21 protein-coding genes, 1 tRNA gene and 2 pseudogenes are annotated in these 20,721 nt (G+C 46.2%); 11 read left to right on the top strand and 13 right to left on the bottom strand.

Features of this window, described 5'->3' with window-relative positions; all coding sequences use genetic code 11:
* Positions 1-35: 35 nt before the first annotated feature.
* Genes ACH0VJ_RS03435 through ACH0VJ_RS03455 form a run of 5 tightly spaced genes read right to left on the bottom strand, consistent with a single transcriptional unit; the run spans position 36 to position 4,821 of the window.
* Complete coding sequence (locus ACH0VJ_RS03435; protein ID WP_000947461.1) at positions 36-626, bottom strand: ATP-binding cassette domain-containing protein; 591 nt, start codon at positions 624-626, stop codon at positions 36-38.
* Positions 620-1,417 carry an ATP-binding cassette domain-containing protein gene (locus ACH0VJ_RS03440; RefSeq protein ID WP_000950205.1) on the bottom strand — a complete coding sequence of 266 codons (798 nt, stop codon included), beginning with the start codon at positions 1,415-1,417 and terminating at the stop codon, positions 620-622. The genes ACH0VJ_RS03435 and ACH0VJ_RS03440 overlap by 7 nt, the downstream gene beginning before the upstream one ends.
* Positions 1,411-2,223, bottom strand: a complete 813-nt coding sequence (locus ACH0VJ_RS03445) for an ABC transporter permease (RefSeq protein WP_000966635.1) — start codon at positions 2,221-2,223, stop codon at positions 1,411-1,413. The genes ACH0VJ_RS03440 and ACH0VJ_RS03445 overlap by 7 nt, the downstream gene beginning before the upstream one ends.
* Complete coding sequence (locus ACH0VJ_RS03450; RefSeq protein ID WP_001537232.1) at positions 2,213-3,187, bottom strand: ABC transporter permease; 975 nt, start codon at positions 3,185-3,187, stop codon at positions 2,213-2,215. Before ACH0VJ_RS03450 ends, ACH0VJ_RS03445 begins: the two co-directional genes overlap by 11 nt.
* Positions 3,187-4,821 (bottom strand): ABC transporter substrate-binding protein, encoded by a 1,635-nt coding sequence (locus tag ACH0VJ_RS03455; protein ID WP_000946092.1) that lies wholly within the window; start codon positions 4,819-4,821, stop codon positions 3,187-3,189. The genes ACH0VJ_RS03450 and ACH0VJ_RS03455 overlap by 1 nt, the downstream gene beginning before the upstream one ends.
* Before the next feature lie 681 nt (positions 4,822-5,502).
* Here ACH0VJ_RS03455 and ACH0VJ_RS03460 point away from each other — a divergent pair.
* On the top strand, positions 5,503-5,817 hold the full coding sequence (locus ACH0VJ_RS03460) for a TRL-like family protein (protein WP_000182478.1): 315 nt from the start codon (positions 5,503-5,505) through the stop codon (positions 5,815-5,817).
* A gap of 148 nt (positions 5,818-5,965) precedes the next feature.
* Positions 5,966-6,496, top strand: coding sequence for a cytochrome b (locus ACH0VJ_RS03465; RefSeq protein WP_000929974.1), 531 nt, complete (start codon positions 5,966-5,968; stop codon positions 6,494-6,496).
* 82 nt (positions 6,497-6,578) lie between these two features.
* On the opposite strand, the gene ACH0VJ_RS03470 is transcribed toward ACH0VJ_RS03465, so the two are convergent.
* The 3 genes and pseudogenes from ACH0VJ_RS03470 to ACH0VJ_RS03480 all read right to left on the bottom strand — a co-directional run bounded on the left by ACH0VJ_RS03470 (position 6,579) and on the right by ACH0VJ_RS03480 (position 8,851).
* A complete protein-coding gene (locus ACH0VJ_RS03470) occupies positions 6,579-7,622 on the bottom strand; it encodes an exo-alpha-sialidase (protein WP_000761734.1) in 1,044 nt (347 codons plus the stop codon).
* A 338-nt stretch (positions 7,623-7,960) separates the two neighbouring features.
* Positions 7,961-8,428 (bottom strand): Hsp20 family protein, encoded by a 468-nt coding sequence (locus tag ACH0VJ_RS03475; protein WP_001218120.1) that lies wholly within the window; start codon positions 8,426-8,428, stop codon positions 7,961-7,963.
* Between the two features lie 151 nt (positions 8,429-8,579).
* Positions 8,580-8,851: pseudogene (locus ACH0VJ_RS03480) on the bottom strand (hypothetical protein).
* Between the two features lie 702 nt (positions 8,852-9,553).
* On the opposite strand from ACH0VJ_RS03480, the gene ACH0VJ_RS03485 reads away from it, so the two are divergent.
* On the top strand, positions 9,554-9,898 hold the full coding sequence (locus tag ACH0VJ_RS03485; RefSeq protein WP_000977725.1) for a c-type lysozyme inhibitor: 345 nt from the start codon (positions 9,554-9,556) through the stop codon (positions 9,896-9,898).
* 754 nt (positions 9,899-10,652) lie between these two features.
* On the opposite strand, the gene ACH0VJ_RS03490 is transcribed toward ACH0VJ_RS03485, so the two are convergent.
* A tRNA-Arg gene (locus tag ACH0VJ_RS03490) sits at positions 10,653-10,729 on the bottom strand.
* Between the two features lie 390 nt (positions 10,730-11,119).
* On the bottom strand, positions 11,120-11,677 hold the full coding sequence (gene pagC / locus ACH0VJ_RS03495; protein WP_000789471.1) for a virulence membrane protein PagC: 558 nt from the start codon (positions 11,675-11,677) through the stop codon (positions 11,120-11,122).
* Between the two features lie 811 nt (positions 11,678-12,488).
* On the opposite strand from pagC, the gene pagD reads away from it, so the two are divergent.
* The 6 genes from pagD (at position 12,489) to ACH0VJ_RS03525 (ending at position 16,259) form a co-directional block, all read left to right on the top strand.
* Entirely contained in the window at positions 12,489-12,752 is a 264-nt protein-coding gene (gene pagD / locus ACH0VJ_RS03500) for a virulence protein PagD (protein WP_012664625.1), read from the top strand.
* Between the two features lie 131 nt (positions 12,753-12,883).
* Complete coding sequence (cspF, locus tag ACH0VJ_RS03505; protein WP_001537306.1) at positions 12,884-13,096, top strand: cold shock-like protein CspF; 213 nt, start codon at positions 12,884-12,886, stop codon at positions 13,094-13,096.
* A gap of 415 nt (positions 13,097-13,511) precedes the next feature.
* Entirely contained in the window at positions 13,512-14,033 is a 522-nt protein-coding gene (locus ACH0VJ_RS03510; RefSeq protein WP_001537478.1) for an RICIN domain-containing protein, read from the top strand.
* Positions 14,034-14,213: 180 nt separating this feature from the next.
* Positions 14,214-14,453, top strand: a complete 240-nt coding sequence (gene msgA, locus ACH0VJ_RS03515) for a virulence protein MsgA (protein WP_000497451.1) — start codon at positions 14,214-14,216, stop codon at positions 14,451-14,453.
* A 489-nt stretch (positions 14,454-14,942) separates the two neighbouring features.
* The gene (locus ACH0VJ_RS03520; protein ID WP_001033402.1) at positions 14,943-15,731 is read left to right on the top strand and encodes a hypothetical protein; all 789 of its coding nucleotides are present in this window, start codon (positions 14,943-14,945) and stop codon (positions 15,729-15,731) included.
* Between the two features lie 321 nt (positions 15,732-16,052).
* Positions 16,053-16,259 (top strand): hypothetical protein, encoded by a 207-nt coding sequence (locus ACH0VJ_RS03525; RefSeq protein WP_000787625.1) that lies wholly within the window; start codon positions 16,053-16,055, stop codon positions 16,257-16,259.
* 276 nt (positions 16,260-16,535) lie between these two features.
* Here ACH0VJ_RS03525 and ACH0VJ_RS03530 read toward each other — a convergent pair.
* From ACH0VJ_RS03530 to icd, 3 genes and pseudogenes are all read right to left on the bottom strand, one after another.
* Positions 16,536-16,601: pseudogene (locus ACH0VJ_RS03530) on the bottom strand (phage tail protein); the annotation flags it as partial.
* A gap of 120 nt (positions 16,602-16,721) precedes the next feature.
* Positions 16,722-17,846 (bottom strand): type III secretion system effector SopF, encoded by a 1,125-nt coding sequence (gene sopF, locus ACH0VJ_RS03535; protein WP_000917274.1) that lies wholly within the window; start codon positions 17,844-17,846, stop codon positions 16,722-16,724.
* A gap of 459 nt (positions 17,847-18,305) precedes the next feature.
* Entirely contained in the window at positions 18,306-19,556 is a 1,251-nt protein-coding gene (icd, locus tag ACH0VJ_RS03540; protein ID WP_000444508.1) for an NADP-dependent isocitrate dehydrogenase, read from the bottom strand.
* A 171-nt stretch (positions 19,557-19,727) separates the two neighbouring features.
* Here icd and rluE point away from each other — a divergent pair, with 171 nt between their 5' ends.
* Positions 19,728-20,393: a 23S rRNA pseudouridine(2457) synthase RluE gene (gene rluE, locus ACH0VJ_RS03545; RefSeq protein ID WP_001249411.1), complete on the top strand. Its 666-nt coding sequence runs from the start codon at positions 19,728-19,730 to the stop codon at positions 20,391-20,393.
* Positions 20,390-20,719 carry a lysozyme inhibitor LprI family protein gene (locus tag ACH0VJ_RS03550; protein ID WP_000825956.1) on the top strand — a complete coding sequence of 110 codons (330 nt, stop codon included), beginning with the start codon at positions 20,390-20,392 and terminating at the stop codon, positions 20,717-20,719. Before rluE ends, ACH0VJ_RS03550 begins: the two co-directional genes overlap by 4 nt.
* Positions 20,720-20,721 lie beyond the last annotated feature (2 nt).

Raw genomic sequence — 20,721 nt, forward strand, 5'->3', positions numbered from 1 at the left:
ACGGCGACACGGCAATGCGGAGAAACGACTTGCGGCTATTCCACCTGTAAATGGCGGGTACAGACTTGATCAAGTAGCGCAGACTGATGACTAATCACCAACATCCCTAATGAACGGCTGCGGCACACCTCAAGCACGTATACCCATATCGCTTTTTGAATAGACGGATCGAGTTGCGCCGTCATTTCGTCGGCAACCAGAAAACGCGTTCGTGGGTCAAGCGCGCGCAGTATCGCAATACGCGCCAACTCCCCGCCTGAGAGCTGCATTGGCCGACGCGTCAGCCACTCGGGCTGCACATGCAAACGCCTCATCGTTTCCGGATCAGGCTGCCAGGCATCACGCACAGCGTCTCCGGCGCTTCGCCAGGGATTAAACGTCAGTTCAGGATGCTGGGGAACAAGCTGTACCGGACAATACTGATGCAGGGGTAACGGGCTGCCGTCCAGCAGAACGTCGCCCGCCGTCGGCTTTTGCCATCCGGCCAGGACGCGCCCCAACGTTGTTTTCCCCGTTCCGCTTGGCGCATGAATTCCTACCCGTTCACCGGCAGAAATCGTAAACGTCAGGTTCTGCCATAAGACTTTCCCGCCCTGACGAATAACGAGGTCGCGGCAGCTTAGCATTCTATTCCCTCTCCGGTCGGCATAAATAACGGGTTTAGTTCAGGCAATGCTTGCCATTGCCGTTTTAACGGCTCACTCATCTCTTCCGGCTGTAACTGCTCGCAGCGGATATTGTCCGTGATATAACCCTGATGCAGCGCCACAATGCGATCGGCATACCGCGCCGCCAGCAGCAGGTCATGAGTCACCCACAGCACGCCGCATCCCCGCTCGCAGAGACCTCGCAAGTGCTCAAGCAACTGGTTTGCCAGTGCCGTATCAAGCCAGGCGGTGATCTCATCCGCGAGAATATAACGTGCCTGGCTAAGCGAGGCGTGGCACGCCAGAATTCGTTTAGCCATCCCACCGGAGAGCTGGCGGGGAAAGCGTTCCAGGACTGTCGGTGCAAGATCGCTTTGCTGTAATAGCTGTACCATCTGCGTCTCATCCCAGGCGCGTCCGGTCAGATGACATGCTCTGTTCAAATGTTTTCTGATATTCAGCATTGGATTAAGCGCCTGTACCCCCTGCGGCACGTAGCTAAACGTATTGCCCCTAAGCTGCCTGATGGTATGTCTGTCCAGCCGGTTGCCATCAAGCGTAATCTCCCCCCGAAAGCGTAAATTTTCCGGCAGCAGATCGAGCAGGCATTGCAGCAGCAGACTTTTGCCCTCCCCGCTGCCGCCAACCAATGCCACCATTTCGCCGGGCGCGATATCAAAAGAGACATTCTGTAATAACGGCGACCAGCGTCTCGCGCCATACCAGCGATAACGCGCACTTTCCAGCGTAACCTGTTGTAAACTCAACATACGTCACTCCTTAGCCACAGCCGCTGAATGGCGCGCGCAAACTGATCGAAGAGCATCACCAGCGTGAATAACATTAGGCCGGGAAACAGCACCAGCCACCAGTTTCCATGGCTAATAAACCGTAACGCATCCGCCAGCAACAGCCCCAGCGAAGGCTCATGCGGCGCCAGCCCAAACCCCAGAAAACTTAACGCCGCGCTGTGCAATACCGCATGAGGAAACATCAATAACGTTCCCGTCAACCATTGCGGCAATAGCGCCGGAAAATAGTGATATCGCCAGCAATAAAGGTGTCCATGCCCCAGACGATAGGTCAGTGTCAGGTAGTCACTCTGCGCTACCCGCTCCGCGTCGGCGCGCAGAATCAGCGCCAGACGGGGCCAGTGCGTTAACGCTACGGCCGCAATGACGCCGCTTTTACCGCCGCCGAGCGTAAAACAGATAAGGATCAGCAAAAGTAAATGCGGCATGGCGAGCATGGCATCGGTTATCAGCCGCATCAGGAGGTCCAGCCGGGGATGAATGCGCGCCACTGCCGCCATCACTAGCGCGATAATGCCGCTGCACAGCGCGGCGCCAACGCCAATTTGTAAACTGGTGAAGGCCCCCTGAAAGCAACGAAGCCATACATCGCGCCCCAGATTATCGGTGCCAAACCAGTGCTGGATATCAGGCGACAGATGCCGGGCAAGCAGATTAACCTCTGGCGGCTGGCTCAACGTGGCATAACCGTATCCGGCAATAAACAGCAGACAGGTAACGGAGAGGATCAGACGAAACAACGTCGGGGCAGGATTATAGAGCATCGGGACGCTCCTGCGATCGATTAAGCCCCACCACAAGCCAGGCTGAAATCGTATTTCCGGCAAACACTAATAGCGTACAGAATAAAACGATCCCCATGAGTAGCGGGACATCGCCACGCAGGCCGGCATCGATAGTGGCCTGTCCCAGCCCCGGATACGCAAAGACTTTTTCTGCCAGTAACGCTCCCCCCATCAGTTCTCCCAGAGAAGCAAACTGTAAACAGAGTGCTGGGGTAATCGCATGACGTAACACCTGGTGACGTAACAGCGACCATCCTTTATCCCCCTGAGCGCGCGCAAAACGAATAAATTCGCTCTTCATTACGCTGGCTATTTTTTCTCGCGTATGCAGCGCAATTTGCCCCATGCCCAACAGACTTAACGCACATACCGGCAACACAAGATGGCGTAAACGTTCCGATAAAAGAGCTGTTCCTGCATTATTTCCGGGGTCCCAGGCGCAACAAACAGGTAATACCGGCCAGCGGACGGCAAACAGCGCCAGCAACAACATGGCTATCCAGAAAGTGGGCAACGATGACAATAAGTAGCTGATACGGCAAATCATCTTATCCGGCCAACGGTGGAGAAAACGTCCGGCCAGAAAACCCAATGTTACGCCCAGCACACCAGACAATAGCCAGGCGCCTGCCAGCAGCGCGAATGACGTCGCAAAACGTTCCCGGATCACGCTGGCGACAGGCATGTTGAACAGCATGGAATACCCCATGTCGCCCTGGAGCAGACGCCAAAACCAGTGACCGAAACGCTCCCACAGCGGCTGGTCAAGCCCCCAGCGCGCCGCAATCCGCGCATATTGTTCTGGTGGAACATGGAGCAGATCGTTGCCAATATAAGCGCGGATAGGATCAACGGGCGAAAAGCTAAGCAAAATGAAGGTGCCGGCAGCCACCAGCACCAACAGAATAATCAGCCGCAAAAAATGACTGAAGAACAATTTCATCACCGACAGGTCCAGGTCCAGTCATCAAGATTGTTTAACACCGACCAGCTACCGTGGATTTCTGGCGCGCCTTTTCCCAGATCAATACAGGGGTTGGCCAGATAGGTATGCTGAATATTAAGCAGCCATGCCCATGCCGCATCGCCCTGAACGCCCGCGCCCTGCTTCCCATCCCACTCAACCTGCTGCCAGAAAGGAATCGCCTTTTGCCAGTCAGGCGCATCTATAGCCTGTTTCAGATGTGCTTCTACCGCAGGGTTGCTGTAATAGCCCGGGTTATAATATTCCACACCAGCGGCTTTCCCGCTGTAGTGATGGAAGAGTTCCATCGGGTCCAGACTTCCCCAGCCAAACAGCGTAGGGTTAGCGTGCATATGGCGCTCTACGGTTTCCCAGCTTCCCGACTGCAACGAGACGACAATGCCTAAAGGCTGCAACATGGCGCGCACCGCTTCGGCCAGATCCCGCCGGGTGCTGTCGCCACTGGCATACCATAAGGTCAGACGCGCTTCTTTACCTGCTTTTTCACGCACGCCCGCACGGTTTATCTTCCAGCCAGCCTCTTCCAGGATGGCGCGCGCTTTTGCAATATCGCCATCGCTGAATACCACTGAAGGATTTTGCCACGGCAATCCCTGCACCGCGCTATAGGCGGGTATCGCATGGCCTTCCATCACCTGTTCCGCCAGTTGCTTACGATTAATGGCATAGTTAATTGCGCGTCTGATAGCGACATCAGCGGTTACATCGTTGCCGACAGGATAACCGTTAGCATCCTTTTTACCGGCAGGCACCATCGGGAAGACAATGCCCCGGTTTTCAACGCTATCGCGTACCCAGAGTTTAAGATTATCCTGCTGCGGGGCCACCGCCATAGAAGGGGCAATGCGCACCAGTCCCAACTGTCCGCTGCGCGCGGCAGCATAAGCATTATCTTCATCCAGAAAGACAAAAACCAGCCGGTTAAAGTCATTCTTTTTACCCGCATACCAGGGATTAGCTTCAACGATCAGTTGCTGACCCGGCTGAAAGCTGACCAGTCGGTATGGACCGGCGCCTATCGGTTCACGGGCGAACGTTTTTTCATCATAACGGCTGGCCGGAACAATCCCTAACGATCCTAATACATTCACAAAGGTGCTCTGCGGATGGCTCAGCGTCATCTCAATTCGGCGCGCATCCAGCGCTCGCGCATGACTAAAGTTGCCCATGTCAATTTTACCGCCGCTCTTCGCCGCTTTGTTATATGTAAAAACGACATCTTCGGCAGTTAATGGCGAGCCATCGGAGAATTTCAGATCGGGTTTTAAGGTCAGTATCCAGGTTTTACCATCGGGGCTGGTGTCCACTTTTTCCGTCAGTAAATTACCCCAACTCATATCGGCGTTTTGCTTGAGCAACGGCGCATGAAGCAATAAGTAGCTGCCGTGGCTCCAGCCCAGCATAGGATCAAAGCCTTCCGTTGGCTCAGGGCCAATGGCCAGCTTCAGGGTACGACCGTCTGCCGTGTCCGACGCGGCGAAAAGCGACGAAGTGAATACCAGAGTCAGCGCGCACGTCACGAGCGCCAGTTTGCCTTTAATCATCAATTTGTCCCAGATTATGCGTTGTTTTTGTTTCTCCCGGCGCAGCATAAACGTCGGGAGACCTCCTGAGGACGGCATTATGGCGAGCATTTGTAATGAAAAAATTGACGCAGAACAGAAAGTATGACGATCTTTTAAAAACATCATACGCACAGACGTCGGGAGCGCCAACGTGGGCTAAAGGCCGCTTTTGACGGGGATAAAACGCAAGGGAAATGACGCCAGGAATACCGGGTTAATTAACGCCATCTTATTCTCTTATTTCCTTTCTATTCTGTATTACGTCTTCCCATCCGACGCTGTTCATTTTCTCAACGTTATTAGTCAGTACTGAAACGTAAGAAGGTATCGTAATTAGCGCTTCCTGGCTTTAAACCTAAACCAATATTAAACGAACCGGGCGTTAATGAAACTTACCAGCAGAACGCCAGTCATATGGCAACCCGATGAAATGACATGCTATGGAGTCCAACCGAAAAATGTTAACGCCGCCAGGGCTCGTGATGATTTTTTTAGCCGTACTGTTCTCATTGCTGACAGGATGCGCAAGTTATAAAAACACGGCATGGGGAATATATCCGGCTTCAACGGATATTTGTCCATCAGGTACGACATCAACAGGAGGGTGCAAAGAGTAATATCGCATATTTAATATACACCACTTTTTAAATGACTGTCCGGACATTTTCGGACGGTAAGTTTTCTATTAATTTATAATGGACTAATCCCATGACAAATAAAAAACACATTTTTTCAATTATCTTTATTGGTTCTCTTTTAACGGGGTGTGCTACAGGACCATCACCGACAGGGATTGGCTTATATACGGATGTTAAAGGGCCAATTACTGCCACGAGTCTCCCGGCAACCAAAACCGGTAAAGCGTGTGCGCAAACGGTATTGGGTATTGTAAATACCGGCGACGCATCTATTGATTCAGCGAAAAAAGCGGGCGATATTTCTTTAGTGTCGAGTGTTGATTATGAAGCTACAGGCTCATATCCGTTTTATGGTAAAACCTGTGTTGTCGTAAGAGGACAATAACAACAGTAAGCCGGCGATGCCGCCGGCTTTTTATCCCATTTTACGTGCCGCTATCTCTGTCTGTTCCTTGCGACTCAGCCCCCGCTTTAAGGTTCTGTTAAGATTTTACGCATACCCTACAAGCAGTTGTTAATAAAGGATAATAATAATGGCACATTTCTCAAGACTGCAAATAACGCTTCACTGGTTAACACTGCTCCTGACAGGCATCGCATATGCGGCTATTGAGTTACGGGGGTGGGCGCCAAAAGGCTCCAGCGTTTACCTGTTTATGAAAGACATGCACTATGACATGGGCGTTCTGGTCTGGGCGCTGATGTTTTTACGGTTATATCTTAAACACAAATACCCGGATCCGGTCATTACGCCTCCCCCTCCTCACTGGCAGCACGTAGCCGCTAAATTAATGCATATCGCGCTTTATCTCACTTTTCTCGCCTTACCGCTGTTGGGCGTCGCGATGATGGCGTCAGGCGGGAAAAGCTGGAGCTTTTTTGGTTTTACTGTACCGGTATTTTTGACGCCAGATAGCACCCTAAAATCGGATATAAAGCGTATTCATGAAATGCTGGCCAATATCGGCTATTTCCTGATTGCCATGCATGCAGCAGCGGCGTTGTTTCACCATTACATACAAAAAGACGATACATTTTCAAGGATGTTACCCGGTAAATCATGACTATTTCGGCCATCCCGGCGTGAGAGAGCACGCCGGGCAAGGCATTATTATTCCAGCGCTATCGGTTTCGACTGATAGCGCCTTATACCGTTTGTAATCGACAATATACGATATTTTTCCGGTTCCACGTGTAGGTGATATGTACGACGCCGCCCTCGCTAATAATAGCGGGATAAGAATACTCACCGTGGTCACTTTCCAGGTCCAGTAGCGGTAGCCATGATTCGCCATTATCCTGGGAAGCAATCAGTGAAAGCGGATAGCGCTTTCCCCAGTTGCCGTTGACCGGATTTAACGCAAGAATCAGCGTACCGTCCTGCATACTAACCAGATCGATACCACTATTATTATTCGGTAAAGATGTCGCGCGGGCAACAGACCAGGTAGCGCCATAGTCGATTGAATCACTGCGAAAAATTGCCCCGCGTGTGCTTCGTAACAACATATGGATATGCCCCGGAGAAGACTCCCACAGCGTAGGCTGAATAACGCCATCCCAGCGCACGAGGTTTTCCAGACAACATTCCCACAACACCCCCTTTTTTATACCATCCCACAACGCTACGTTTGTCCCGGAAATAGCGTTATCAGGCTCCAGCGGTACAAAAGAGATATTCCAGTGTTTTCCTTCGTCAGAGGATCGATCCACAAATGCCCTCCACCGTTCAGGGCTTTCAATCGACCCTGGCGCAATCCAGGCACCATTTGATGCCAGCAGGAGTTTATTTTTCACGGGACCGCGCGGCAAAATATCATCGTTAACCAACGGAGCTGGCGTACTCCAGGTAAATCCTCGATCGCTGGAGGTGATAAACCAGGTTTTCCACACGTGTACGTCGCTGCCTACTTTATAAAATAACCACAATTTATCCGACGGGTAAAATAACACCGGATTCCAGTGCGCTTCCCCCTCGCGTGCCGCCACTCGCTGCGGTGTTGTCCAGATATTATGTTCATAGCGAGATAGCCAGATGGCTGTATCTTCGCTTCCTTCGCGCAACCCCGCGAACCATGCGGCCACGAGCTTACCGCACGGTAAGCGAACAAGCGTAGAGGCATGGCACTGGAAGGACTCGGTTCCGCTTTCCGGTAAAATGACCTGCCGATTGACGAGCGCTAATTTCATACCTGCCTCGATTAAATAAGGTAAAAAGCATCAGCTTTTTTACGTATGAAAGTAGTGTTAGCAGAAATAGCATCAACGCGGTGAAAACGATGAACCGCTATACGAATTTATGTTCAGATATCGCGCCCATAACAGGCAGAATGTCGAGAGTGGACAAAAATTGGACTGACCTCGCGGATAATTCCAACTTACCGCCGTCCAATGGCGACGAGGTCAGTGGCACGGGATAATATAGAGGTCAGGGCTATAATATTTAGCGATCTGTGCCTACAAGCATGACGGGATACTTTTCGCTACAGACAATGAAGGCCCGTCTAAACGGGCCTCCATTAATGCTTTTATGATTTATGTTCAATCGCCTTTGGTTTGCTTTCTATGGCAATTTTTTTCGGTTTCTCGCTTTCAGGGATCTCCTGGTAAATCTCGACCAACAAGAGGCCCTGTTCCAGTTTCGCATTATTCACCTTAGCATGTTCAGGCAAAGAAAAACTCAACTGGAAATCCGCCTTACGAATACCACGATAAATCCAGTGCGTCTGATCCTCTACCGTCTCTTCAGTGTGTTTACCTGTAATATTCAGGTTGCCGCCAACCGTTTCAATTTCAAGCTCTTCCTCTTTCCAGCCAGGAACGCTCACGGTAAGCAGATAGTTATTCGCATCGCGCTTTTGCAGATCGTAAGCTGGCGTCGCAGTGACTGGCGTATCTCCTGTTAATTGACTGAAAAGTCTATCAATACGGTTGAAACGGTCAGAGAAAAGAGAATCAGCAAACACGGGAAGTGCTGACAAGGTTCTGAGTGCCATCATTAACCTCCTGAATCACTATTCAAAAGTTCAACATCAAGGCAAGCATTGCTTGTCCACTGACTACATAGGGACGGAAAAAACATTTTCAAGCCTATAAAAGCTTTTTTTAGTCACGAATTTAAGTGGTTAACGAAAAATCTCATCCCGTTCATTGCCATTTCCGCTGTCCCTTCATCTTTACAATTTTTCTCCACCAGTACAATTGATAATGATTATCAATTGCATTAATGTATACAGGTTGGTTATGGCAGTGACCAACGCCCTTCTCCATTATCAAACCCAGCGCCGCCTTCGGGCGGCCTTTTGGGAGGAAATATGGTCGCCAAAAATAAAATTCACGGTCGTCGTATTCGTCAGTCTCTGCAACAGTTACATCATCGTTGTCTTTTCAGCAACTGGCGGTAAGCCCACCAGGAGCAAAATATGTTTCAGTCACCGCTGAAACAAAAAACTGGCTTATTCATCTTGTGACTTCAGAGGGCCTCTAGCACGCGGTAGTGACTGTCCATGTTGTCGCTAAAATTTTAATGAAATGACATTTATACACCTACAATTTGCGCCCGGCTACTCCGGGCGCCATACCTGAAGATATGACTCCCGTTGCCAACTGACTGGAATTTTAGCTATCGTCTCCGACGTAGAAAAATTCGATATCTTTATTAAACCATTTATCAATGTTGTGCCACATCAGACAACCGGTCAGAAAACTTGCGATCAATATCCCTCCTATAAGCCACTTTTTCACATATACTCCTGAATAACCCCTGTTGATGCCATTATCTGATCGATAATAAAAAGACCATCATTTGAAGAAATAGTTTCACTGACAGATACCGTATGAAACGAGACAGTGAACAGTACCGTTTTCTTCGGTTTTTATGCCATAGTATTGAGCAGTGGTGACAATCATTTTCCATCGCGCCATAATGATTTGCAGCCTATAGTTTATGATTTTAAGATTTGTCTACTCATCACATATGTCAGTGATGGATAAATTATAATACGCTTTTCTGGCGCACTTTTCGTCAGTAAACAGGAATACTACAGCATTCATCGTATTGATGCCGCTTTATCTCCCGCTCTTCAGGGAATTAACGACAATTTTATGCACAAAGGATACTAATGATGAAACGTAAATTGATCCCATTTACCCTCTTTCTCGCTGCGCTTAGCGCCAGTACCACCTCTATAGCAGCTTCGCAGGAGATTTCTAAATCTATATACACCTGTAATGATAACCAGGTTATGGAGGTGATTTACGTCAACACCGAGGCTGGAAACGCCTATGCGATTATCAGTCAGGTAAACGAGATGATCCCGATGCGGTTAATGAAAATGGCCTCCGGAGCAAATTACGAAGCCATAGACAAAAATTATACTTATAAACTTTATACCAAAGGCAAAACGGCTGAACTGGTGGAAGGTGATGATAAACCTGTTCTCAGTAACTGTTCCTTAGCTAACTAACCTTCAGAAATGCCTGAAGGCTCATCAGGCATTTCCACTTCAACCTTCCTGTAACGTAACGTTAAAGAATATGTGAATCACTACCGTAGTATAATGGCTAATTAGTAACCACTTTTAAGCATGGTTAATCCTATTTTTAAAGAAAAGTTCGAACTGTCTGAATTGTCGTTGTTGAGCGTTTAAATGTTTTGCTTTATTAAGTGACCCAGGTAGAATTCGCAGCGGCTGGTAACCATTCATATTCGCACTATTGAACGATCACCGGCCAACCGCGCCAGGGTCTTGCATACGCTCTGGCGCGGTTAAATCCCCAGGCCATAAACGAAATCACTGGTTTCTGCTATTGATCGTATCTTTCAAGTTAACCTGCATTATGCTTGCCCACCTGATGTAAAAAGACACCGCTCTGAACCATAGGGTGTGAATTTTATTTTATAAAAAATTGCGGTGCCGGGTGCCTCCCGGTGAACCATACCACAGTCAATATGGTTCGCGAGGAACATTAACTATTTGACTGGACGCCCCGCCGCAAAGGGGGATTCACCGCATAAGAAAAATCTACAACTCACAAGTAATAAAAGACAATAACATTTTTGTGCATTTTTTATAAATGACTATCTTGTCACGTAATAAATGAAATTATTCTGTAACAGGATTGCAAGACAATACTTATTCAAAACTGAAGTGGTCAGTGGGAGTCGAACCCACATCATCAGCCTGACACTGAGGTAATAACATTATACGATAACCACATTGGACCGCCACCGAGGCCTCGAACCTCGCACCATCAACTTAGGAGGTTGATGCTCTATCCAGCTGAGCTAGTGGCGGCTGGGGACTTCTGCCAGGCGCAAAAAAGGTGCTCTCCTGGATAAAATACATACCTTGCTACTTTTCAGTAGTCGTTCAACGGCAGGTACAATATGCGAAGGCGGTCACAAAATCTTGATGACATTGTGATTAATTCCAGGAAAATTTTTCAGAGTGAATCTTGTGAGATCTGGCGTTATTTACACCAGATTTTCCTTCCTGCTTATCACCTACCTGAGCAACCTTGATTGCTTACCACAACCCCTTATCTGTGCTTATGCTGGTGAGATGTTATGTACAGCGTCACTATGACGAAGAGAGAAAAGACAGGCAGGTACGTGTTACTGGTAAAGAAGCCCTGTTTTGTGACTGGCGGTGCGGAAGGCGAACCTTCCGCATAGCTTATGCTTTTCAGAAACGGTATCCAACCCCGACGTTGAAGCCGTTTATTTTTGTAGAGGAGATGTTGCTTCCTTCATACCCAACATCGACGACGATATTCTCCAGCGGATTCATCTGTACACCCGCGCCCCAGGCAAATCCCGTTTTCCTTGAGGAAATTTTGTTAGAAAAAGAATCGCCATCCTGAGTGGAATGTTCTTTAAATGTCGCCTTTACCGTGCCGACACCCGCCAGCGCGTATAACGAAAAATTGTCAGACAATCGATAGGCTGGCCCAACCATTAAAGAACCGTACTTCACCTCAAACTTGTCATGGTAATGAATACCTTCAGGCTCAACAGACCCGGAAGCCTGTCTGTCTCCATATAAGTAACTTAGCGAGGAAATAAAACTTACCGGAGAGTCATCCTCATAACGGTATTTCACATTTACCCCTCGGATATTTTTGAAATCCTGAACTTTACTTTGTGCATACCCCACGGAAAAGGCGTTAGTATCGGCCTGTGCAACATTTACAACCAAAACGCTTGTAGTAATAACTAAAGTGGATAAAATAATATTTTTCATAACAACTCCTTAATACTACTTATTATTTACGGTGTGTTTAAACACCTGCAGTACCGATCCGGCATTCAGTTATCGCCACTATGCCGAATCGACAAAACCACGAATAATTCACCGCTATCGCTCCTGATGTGTTTACTTCCTGAAAGATATTTTTACTACCAAAGCGCTCTATCGCTCATTAAGGTAACCGGTTCTACAATGTCATCTAACTTTTATAGATTTGAATGCTAATTTTTCTCACGCATATATATTTAACAGAAACCATAAAGTGTTTAGCCACTATAGAACAACAAATTACCCATGCAACATTTTGATATTTAAAGAGAAAATCTCACAACTACATTAAGAAACTTGACACCGTTCGGCTAAAAACATGTCATTAAGCAAACTCGCCATATAATCAGAACATATCGCATTGTGCTTCACAGTCCTCACGTGACGCTCCAGCCGCAATACGGTTATATGCCATCGCAGGCGCTGTAATCATATTCACGATGATGCTTAGCACGCTTTATTCCCGCTCCGATTTAATCTTTTAATATATCTATCAGTTACAACATTTCTTGTTATATTATAAGAATAGAATCAACACCACAATTCCAACATAAATATCACCTGTGTTTAGAGAGAATTTACATTCCAAAAAAATAATAACTAACGCAAATATTGAACACGCGATAAAAAAGTCTATTTCGCTATAAAACCCATTATTATTAAGAGTGGTTAACTCTTCGTTGAATAAAAAATGTCAATGACGTTCCATAATTCAGGAGATGAACTTCACAAGTCATTATATATAACAGGAGGTGCTATGAAACATCATGCTTTTATGCTTTGGTCATTACTTATTTTTTCATTCCATGTTTTGGCCAGTTCAGGCCATTGTTCTGGTTTACAACAGGCATCATGGGATATTTTTATCTACGATTTTGGTAGTAAAACCCCGCAACCACCTACAAATACTGATAAAAAGCAAGCCAGGCAGATTAGTTCACCGTCCTGCCCGACGACAAAACCCATGATGTCCGCCCCAGTCAATGACGCCAGGAAAGGGAATACTCTCTCCAGAACATAATGTTATTTATCTACAATGATGCCGAACGACTACTTTTAGCCACCCGGAAATCTTGATTGTCATCAAATATAGCTGGCATTATTTTTCCTGACGTGTATAGTGCGCCTCGTTATCCCCATTAAGGAATTTGTTTGTCTCGTAAAATGACAGGAATTGTCAAAACCTTTGATTGTAAGAGCGGTAAAGGTCTCATCACCCCCTCCGATGGACGCAAAGATGTTCAGGTCCACATCTCAGCATGTCGCCAACACGAAACAGAAGCGCTTATCCCCGGTATACGCGTTGAGTTTTGTCGTATTAATGGCCTCCGCGGACCTACCGCCGCCAACGTTTATCTTTCATAATTCGTCACCCGGCATTTTTTCAGAAAAATTTAGCGAGTACGTCTACCTCCGCAGCCTGCTATGAGGCTTTGCCTGAAAGGCTGCAGAATGTTTTCAGTGGCGAAAATCTAAAAGATTTATTTTGCTAATGACTCCTGTGACCTCTTTTATCATATATCGGGTGCCCCCCCCTTCTCACTTTGTTTAACGTGAAGAAATGTACAGCCGTTTTTCACTGTGATAGCATGTAATATTGCAAAAGTATTTAACGCTATATACCCATCGTCACAGGAGTGGCTGGCTGCGCGCATTTAACCGAAGTATTTATGTGATTCTATCGGAATTATCTCTATTGCCGCTCAATGCTACGTCATATTCAGTGGGTATAAATTGCCAATATAGTTGTAACGCTATTTATTTTTAGGGTAATAATTGAATGACTTTGCTTTCAGGAAAAAACACACTGGTTCTCTGCCTCTCCTCTATTTTATGTGGATGTACGACGAACGGCTTACCCGCACCTTATAGTATTAATTTGTCGTTCCCGGTCATTACACAAAACCAAATTAATTCCGGTGGTTATTACATAAATGACGCGGAACAAATTCGGACAACTGATGGTCTGTGCCTTGATACAGGCCCAGATCAACAGAATCGTTTGACGCTGCGGGAGTGTAAGCATGTGCAATCTCAGCTTTTCTCATTTCACCGAGACAGAATCACGCAGGGTGAGAAATGTCTGGATGCTGCAGGACAGGGTACGAAAGAAGGCACACCAATCATTCTTTATTCATGCACGGGTAATGATAACCAGCGCTGGCTCACTGATGATAACAAAATTAAGGGGAAACAGAGCCGAAAATGCCTGGGCACAAATAGCATTATTGTCAGAAAAGGCGACCCTGTTGTGTTGGCCGATTGCGATTTTAGTCGCGCCCTGGAATTTACCATCAGGTAGCAGAACATCGCTGTGAAGAGAGGGCCGCTAACCTCATGACACAACAACAGGTTAGCGACCTTTACTTCCACGTGCGGTCACGTCCGCAACGTCAGGATGACAAAACGGCGGCTAAACCTTGACACCAGTTATATACCCAGCTTAAATACTGGTCATCCAACCAGTAAAAAGGAAATGGCGATGTTCGTCGAACTCGTTTATGACAAGCGAAATGTTGAAGGTTTGCCAGGCGCACGCGAAATCATCCTCAATGAACTCACAAAACGCGTACATCAACTTTTTCCCGATGCGCAAGTGAAAGTTAAGCCAATGCAGGCGAACGCATTAAACAGTGACTGTACAAAAACCGAGAAAGAACGGCTGCACCGTATGCTGGAAGAGATGTTTGAAGAGGCTGATATGTGGCTGGTCGCCGAATAACGTCCCCTCCTGCGAAAGCGACATGTCCGATCGAAAACAGCGCCCTGAGGCGCTGTCTGTGACGATATAACGCAAACGCTACCACTCAGAACATGTTGTTGTTGATACCTCAGACCGGTATGTGGAACCGACATTCATCGCTTCACTGGCCTGTCGGTATGAGTAGCCCTTATCAACAATCAGCTGTGCGCATTCCAGCCTGAAATCTGAAAGTACGTTTGGTTTTGTTGTTTATTAAGAGCCTATCCCATTAGACTCTTTTATTCGCCAAACTGGCTTTAACGATTACGCCTACTGGGATAGGTTCTAAACTTATCATCAATACGTAAAATACCTATTTACGAACAAAAAGTAACAGGTAAAAATCCGAAATAAAACCAGCATAACTAAAACTTACTGCAGATATGCACACGCATTATTACTATGTTTCCAGGATAGTCTCGACCAGTCAAGACTATCTATTTTATATAAAAAAGGGAAATACTTCACATGAATAAAATACATGTTACATATAAAAATCTCTTACTTCCGATTACCTTCATCGCGGCAACTCTAATTAGCGCCTGTGATAACGATAAAGATGCCATGGCGGAAGCTGAAAAAAATCAAGAGAAATACATGCAAAAAATCCAGCAAAAAGAGCACCAGCAATCAATGTTCTTTTACGACAAAGCCGAAATGCAAAAAGCTATTGCCAATATCAACGCAAAAGGTGGAGCCAATCTTGCGATTATTGAAGTCCGTTTCTTCAAGGGCGGGTATTCATTCATTCGACAAAGCGTTAACACCCCTGCTAAAGTAGAGATGTTTAAATTTAACAACGGCTACTGGGGGGGACCTTCGCCTGTCAACTTAACCATCTTTGGCACTATAACAGAGGAGCAAAAACAAGAAGCACTAAAAGAGGCTTTATTCAAATTCGACTCGATCAATTTCAGCATTATACCAGAGCGTATTCAGGAAACAATTAAACGTGCTAACGCCAGTGGCATCATTTCCGTTACGGAAGATAGCGATATCGTTGTACGAGCAGAGATAGCTCATAATGGCGAATTCGTCTATGACATTACCATCACTGCTAAAAATACAGCACGTGCGGTAATGACCTTAAATAAGGATGGTTCTATTGCCGGATATGAGATCAAAGAACCTTTCGACCCCAAAAAAGGAGCCGAAAAAGCACAGCAACTTATTGAACAATCGAGAAAAGACATTGAAAGTCAGCGTAAAAAAGCAGCTGAAAAGATGAACGAAATACAGCAGACATTTAAAAAATAGCAGGCGATACAAACATTGATAAAAATTATAGCGCGAAAGAGCGCGTGCCAGGTACTAAGGCACTGCTCGAAGACAGCGAATCGCTATTTCATTCTCTGACACTGTAATTTTTCGTACTCAAGATGTTTATTTATTGAGTCTTTTGTGGATAACCAGGTGAAGTTATGTGACGCCAGGAATCTATTCCAGCGGGCGTACTTGTTGGAGCCAGTGTGAAGCCGGGCAGCGCGCAGAAACCGGAGCGTATACGTTGTACGTGAGAATTTCGAGCACTGCCCAGCCTAAAAATGACGAATAAAATAGATATTTTAAAGAGGTAATATGAAGAATTTTTTCAAAATAATCACTGATTTCATCGCGGATATTTCCCTTGATCTATTTGCTATATTTTTATGCATGTTATTCGTATACAAAACAGGACCATCAATTGGTGTGATATCATTTTTTATTGCATTAATTATTTATATCATTCTTCATTTTGTTTTTTACTCATTTCGTGAAAAAATCATAAAAAAAATATTCAAATAAGTATTTAAAATTATTGTTTTGAGGTACAAATTCAGCGCAATAAAACAGAGCAACTAAAAAAAATTAGGCGTAGCGAAGTGGAAAAGGACTGTCATGTACTGGACCGTGAGCTGGTCGGGAGAGCAATGTACGGGAAAGAGCGAAATACTGTCATTGATATGAGCAGGAATATCGATAGCCAGTAAATCACTCCTGTGGTAATGCAGGACACCTGATGACTGTGAAAGTAGCTTCATCTGTATCTGTAGCGCCGGTGAAGTCCAGCATTTTAAGTGAAAAGCAGCCAGCAGGCGCTTCTGCTGGTCCATATTCCTCTATTTTGCCAGGCCATACTGGAGCGCCACCCAGGTATCTGCCAGAACGGTCCTGAGATAATAAATATAAAAGCAGTTACTGCCTACCTCAAGAAGTATGCGCTCATGATCATTTAAAGCTCTTTTAAAGAGACTGATAATAAGCTTGTCAATATAATATTATGCAGTCTCTATTAAGCGCCTGGTTTATTTGTTTTGCATAATCATATAGTTGACTTTTCGAGTAAGAGTTTTCTTGCAAAGACAAATAAACGTGTTTTATATCTCTGAATAAACATACATCACCATGAATATGAGCCTCTATATAATTCCCTTCATAGCCTTTACCATAATTAGAATGAGCTAAAAATTTTTCGTCCTTAGCCATTTTAACCAAACTCTTAAAGCAATTATAACCAAAAAAATCATTTTGACAGGATGCAATCAGGTTCTCCATATGCCAAAATGTAGATAATTTACTCGTATCCAGGCCAAATCTGTGGCCGTAGATATCAAAAGGTGATAATGTACAATTTGTTTTTACATTATCATTTAATTCAAAAAATGATTTTCCATAGGCGCTGGCACCTCCATTTTCACCGTTCAGAAAGTCCAGTGCAGCATAAATTGGTCTGCTTGTAGGGCTAAAAGTTCTACTGTTGGGAGTATATGCTACGGAAAAACCGCCTGTCTGACCATATGGGGCATAAGGTGAATCTGCAAGCCTCTCCAGTTCAAATGCTTTAGTTTCAACTGAATCACGTCCGACATTATAAGCAGGTAAATCTCCTGGTCTGCAACCTAATGCATAAGAGTTCAGATATTCTTTATTTTTTAAGAGAGAGACAAAGTCAATTTTTGCCGCATTAAAATTTATTGTCAGCCGGGCATTTTGTAAAATATCCACCATCTTATTTAGCAAGAGAGTGCAATCTATTTCGGTACCACACTCACGGCTTATCCGCCTGAGCGCTTTTTCTCTTATTATGTCAGCGTCGCGCTGACACCTGGAATGAATATGCGCAAGTACTTGTTTTCCAAAAAGGCGACCATACACCTTTTTACGCTCTTCATTGCTGAGACCGCAAAACACTTCGTCAAAAGAAAGCCTGTACGCTGCGCTTACAGAACCTCTCGCCGTTCTGCTTTCTGGAAATGGCGGAACATCTTCAACAACATTTCTAACTTGCTGAATGTCTGAAGACAGTGGAGTACGTCGGGCATTTTTTTCCTTATCTGTTTCCAGATATTCCGGAACCTTTATACTTCCACTATGGCAGATAGGTTTGAGCATATGTCTCCTGAATTTTTATGACTAATATAGCATTCACTTTCGCTGACGTATTCTTTATCAGGCTGAAATTTCAACACTTCTTAGCAGCCTTGTAGAAGAGCAAATAAAGCATGCTAATGATTTTATAAAATACTTAACCTACCCACTATTGTAGTCAATAAACCATCACTTTTTATTAAAAAATTATCCTGATAATAACAATAAATCTGGTAAGGCACTTTCAAAAAATAGCCAAATCACACATTATTAAGAAAACCACTACAATCAAAATCGGTAACTATCAGCTTTCAGGAGGACTCAGGTTATCATGACGATCGGGGTAAAGGATGGATTACTATTGCGGTCAGAATTGAGGGAGTTTTGATAAATTTTTTTGATAAAATTTTGATAACCGTTCGAATGCTAATAATAAAAACGGGGACGTTAAGTCCCCGTTTTTGTTTTTAACAATTATCGTTATTACATATTCGCGATAATCGCGTCACCAAACTCACTACATTTCAGCAGCTTAGCGCCTTCCATCAGGCGTTCAAAGTCATAGGTCACGGTCTTCGCGGCAATCGCGCCTTCCATACCTTTAACAATCAGGTCTGCGGCTTCGAACCACTGCATGTGGCGCAGCATCATCTCCGCAGACAGAATAATGGAGCCTGGGTTGACTTTATCCTGGCCCGCATATTTCGGCGCAGTCCCGTGAGTCGCTTCAAACAACGCGCATTCGTCGCCGATATTCGCACCCGGTGCAATACCGATACCGCCAACCTGAGCCGCCAGGGCATCGGAAATATAGTCACCGTTCAGGTTCATACAGGCGATAACGTCGTATTCCGCCGGACGCAACAGGATTTGTTGCAGGAACGCATCGGCGATAACGTCTTTAACCACGATCTCTTTACCCGTGTTCGGGTTCTTAATTTTCAGCCACGGACCGCCGTCAATAAGCTCACCGCCGAACTCGTCGCGCGCCAACTGGTAGCCCCAGTCTTTAAACGCGCCTTCGGTGAACTTCATGATATTGCCTTTATGTACCAGCGTGACGGAATCGCGATCGTTGGTAATAGCGTATTCAATCGCCGCGCGAACCAGACGTTTAGTGCCTTCTTCAGAACACGGTTTGATACCGATACCGCAGTGCTCCGGGAAGCGAATTTTCTTCACGCCCATCTCTTCGCGCAGGAACTTGATCACTTTCTCAGCGTCTGCAGAGTCAGCTTTCCATTCAATTCCGGCGTAGATGTCTTCAGAGTTTTCACGGAAGATGACCATATCGGTCAGCTCCGGATGTTTCACCGGACTTGGCGTGCCCTGATAGTAACGAACGGGACGCAGACAAACGTACAGGTCAAGCTCCTGACGCAGGGCAACGTTCAGAGAGCGGATACCGCCGCCAACCGGCGTGGTCAATGGACCTTTAATCGCTACGCGGTAGTCACGAATTAAATCAAGGGTTTCAGCGGGAAGCCAGACATCCTGGCCGTAAACCTGTGTGGATTTTTCTCCGGTGTAAATTTCCATCCAGGAAATTTTACGCTCGCCTTTATAGGCTTTCTCGACGGCGGCATCGACCACTTTAAGCATGGCTGGAGTGACATCAACACCGATACCATCGCCTTCAATAAACGGGATAATCGGATTCTCAGGAACGTTGAGTTTGCCGTTTTGCAGGGTGATCTTCTTACCTTCCACCGGAACAACTACTTTGCTTTCCATTCACCTCTCCTTCGAGCGCTTCTGGTTTGCTCGTCTGTCATCGCGCTGCATGTGCAATGGCGTCCTGCTGCACGACTGCGTTAGAGCAATTTTTTGTTAATGTTTTGTAATGAGCATGTCAATACTACCCTATTGTTTGCCGCCATGAAAGACACTCATTATTGCGCTATAATGCGGCAATTAATAAGTTCTGAAAACACCATGCAAAAAACTTCTTTTAGAAATCACTACGTTAAGCGATTCAGCTCACGACAAGCATCTAAATCACGGAAAGAAAACCAGCCAAAACGCGTGGTTTTGTTCAATAAACCTTACGATGTGTTGCCGCAGTTCACGGATGAAGCAGGTCGCCGCACGTTAAAAGATTTTATTCCTGTGCAAGGCGTTTATGCCGCAGGCCGCCTAGACCGCGACAGCGAAGGGCTTTTGGTGCTGACTAATGACGGCGCGCTGCAGGCGCGCCTCACGCAACCGGGCAAACGTACCGGCAAGATTTACTATGTTCAGGTAGAAGGCATCCCGGATAATGCAGCGCTGCAGGCGCTTCGTACTGGCGTCACGCTCAACGATGGCCCTACCCTGCCCGCCGGTATTGAGATTGTCGCGGAGCCTGACTGGCTGTGGCCGCGCACCCCGCCGATTCGCGAACGGAAGAATATTCCCACCAGTTGGCTAAAAGTCACCTTATATGAAGGCCGCAACCGCCAGGTAAGACGCATGACAGCGCATGTCGGTCATCCCACTCTACGATTAATTCGTTACAGCATGGGCGACTACACGCTCAACGGCCTCGATAATGGACAGTGGTGCGAGATCGCACAGGAGAAAGACAGATGAAACGGCTTCTCATTGCTTTTGCTTTATTAACACCGTTATCCGTTAATGCGGCCAGCTTCGACTGCCAGAAAGCGCAGGCTGCGGATGAAAAGGCTATCTGCGCGCACCTGACGCTGAATGATAAAGACGTGGAAATGCACACCAAATATCAGTTTCTAAAAGGGTTGTTCGCGATGGGCAGTCGCGGCGCGCTGCAGGACGCCCAGCAGAGCTGGCTTAAACAGCGTCAGCAGTGCAAGGCCGATGTCACCTGCCTGACAAAAGCTTATAACGAGCGTCTGAAACAGCTTGACGCGATCTATGACCACATTGATAAACCGCTTTAATA

Origin of the sequence: Salmonella sp. 2020_1459 (assembly GCF_043847915.1) — a bacterium.
Classification (GTDB): domain Bacteria; phylum Pseudomonadota; class Gammaproteobacteria; order Enterobacterales; family Enterobacteriaceae; genus Salmonella; species Salmonella enterica.

Excerpts from the sequence above, each read along its gene's own strand:
- ACH0VJ_RS03520 (WP_001033402.1), top strand. The coding sequence starts at position 14,943 with ATGAATAAAATACATGTTACATATAAAAATCTCTTACTTCCGATTACC.
- ACH0VJ_RS03550 (WP_000825956.1), top strand. The coding sequence starts at position 20,390 with ATGAAACGGCTTCTCATTGCTTTTGCTTTATTAACACCGTTATCCGTT.
- ACH0VJ_RS03510 (WP_001537478.1), top strand. The coding sequence starts at position 13,512 with ATGACTTTGCTTTCAGGAAAAAACACACTGGTTCTCTGCCTCTCCTCT.
- pagD (WP_012664625.1), top strand. The coding sequence starts at position 12,489 with ATGAAACATCATGCTTTTATGCTTTGGTCATTACTTATTTTTTCATTC.
- ACH0VJ_RS03460 (WP_000182478.1), top strand. The coding sequence starts at position 5,503 with ATGACAAATAAAAAACACATTTTTTCAATTATCTTTATTGGTTCTCTT.
- ACH0VJ_RS03470 (WP_000761734.1), bottom strand. The coding sequence starts at position 7,622 with ATGAAATTAGCGCTCGTCAATCGGCAGGTCATTTTACCGGAAAGCGGA.
- ACH0VJ_RS03445 (WP_000966635.1), bottom strand. The coding sequence starts at position 2,223 with ATGCTCTATAATCCTGCCCCGACGTTGTTTCGTCTGATCCTCTCCGTT.
- ACH0VJ_RS03440 (WP_000950205.1), bottom strand. The coding sequence starts at position 1,417 with ATGTTGAGTTTACAACAGGTTACGCTGGAAAGTGCGCGTTATCGCTGG.
- msgA (WP_000497451.1), top strand. The coding sequence starts at position 14,214 with ATGTTCGTCGAACTCGTTTATGACAAGCGAAATGTTGAAGGTTTGCCA.
- rluE (WP_001249411.1), top strand. The coding sequence starts at position 19,728 with ATGCGGCAATTAATAAGTTCTGAAAACACCATGCAAAAAACTTCTTTT.
- ACH0VJ_RS03475 (WP_001218120.1), bottom strand. The coding sequence starts at position 8,428 with ATGGCACTCAGAACCTTGTCAGCACTTCCCGTGTTTGCTGATTCTCTT.
- sopF (WP_000917274.1), bottom strand. The coding sequence starts at position 17,846 with ATGCTCAAACCTATCTGCCATAGTGGAAGTATAAAGGTTCCGGAATAT.
- ACH0VJ_RS03465 (WP_000929974.1), top strand. The coding sequence starts at position 5,966 with ATGGCACATTTCTCAAGACTGCAAATAACGCTTCACTGGTTAACACTG.
- ACH0VJ_RS03455 (WP_000946092.1), bottom strand. The coding sequence starts at position 4,821 with ATGCTGCGCCGGGAGAAACAAAAACAACGCATAATCTGGGACAAATTG.
- pagC (WP_000789471.1), bottom strand. The coding sequence starts at position 11,677 with ATGAAAAATATTATTTTATCCACTTTAGTTATTACTACAAGCGTTTTG.
- ACH0VJ_RS03450 (WP_001537232.1), bottom strand. The coding sequence starts at position 3,187 with ATGAAATTGTTCTTCAGTCATTTTTTGCGGCTGATTATTCTGTTGGTG.
- ACH0VJ_RS03485 (WP_000977725.1), top strand. The coding sequence starts at position 9,554 with ATGATGAAACGTAAATTGATCCCATTTACCCTCTTTCTCGCTGCGCTT.
- ACH0VJ_RS03525 (WP_000787625.1), top strand. The coding sequence starts at position 16,053 with ATGAAGAATTTTTTCAAAATAATCACTGATTTCATCGCGGATATTTCC.
- icd (WP_000444508.1), bottom strand. The coding sequence starts at position 19,556 with ATGGAAAGCAAAGTAGTTGTTCCGGTGGAAGGTAAGAAGATCACCCTG.
- ACH0VJ_RS03435 (WP_000947461.1), bottom strand. The coding sequence starts at position 626 with ATGCTAAGCTGCCGCGACCTCGTTATTCGTCAGGGCGGGAAAGTCTTA.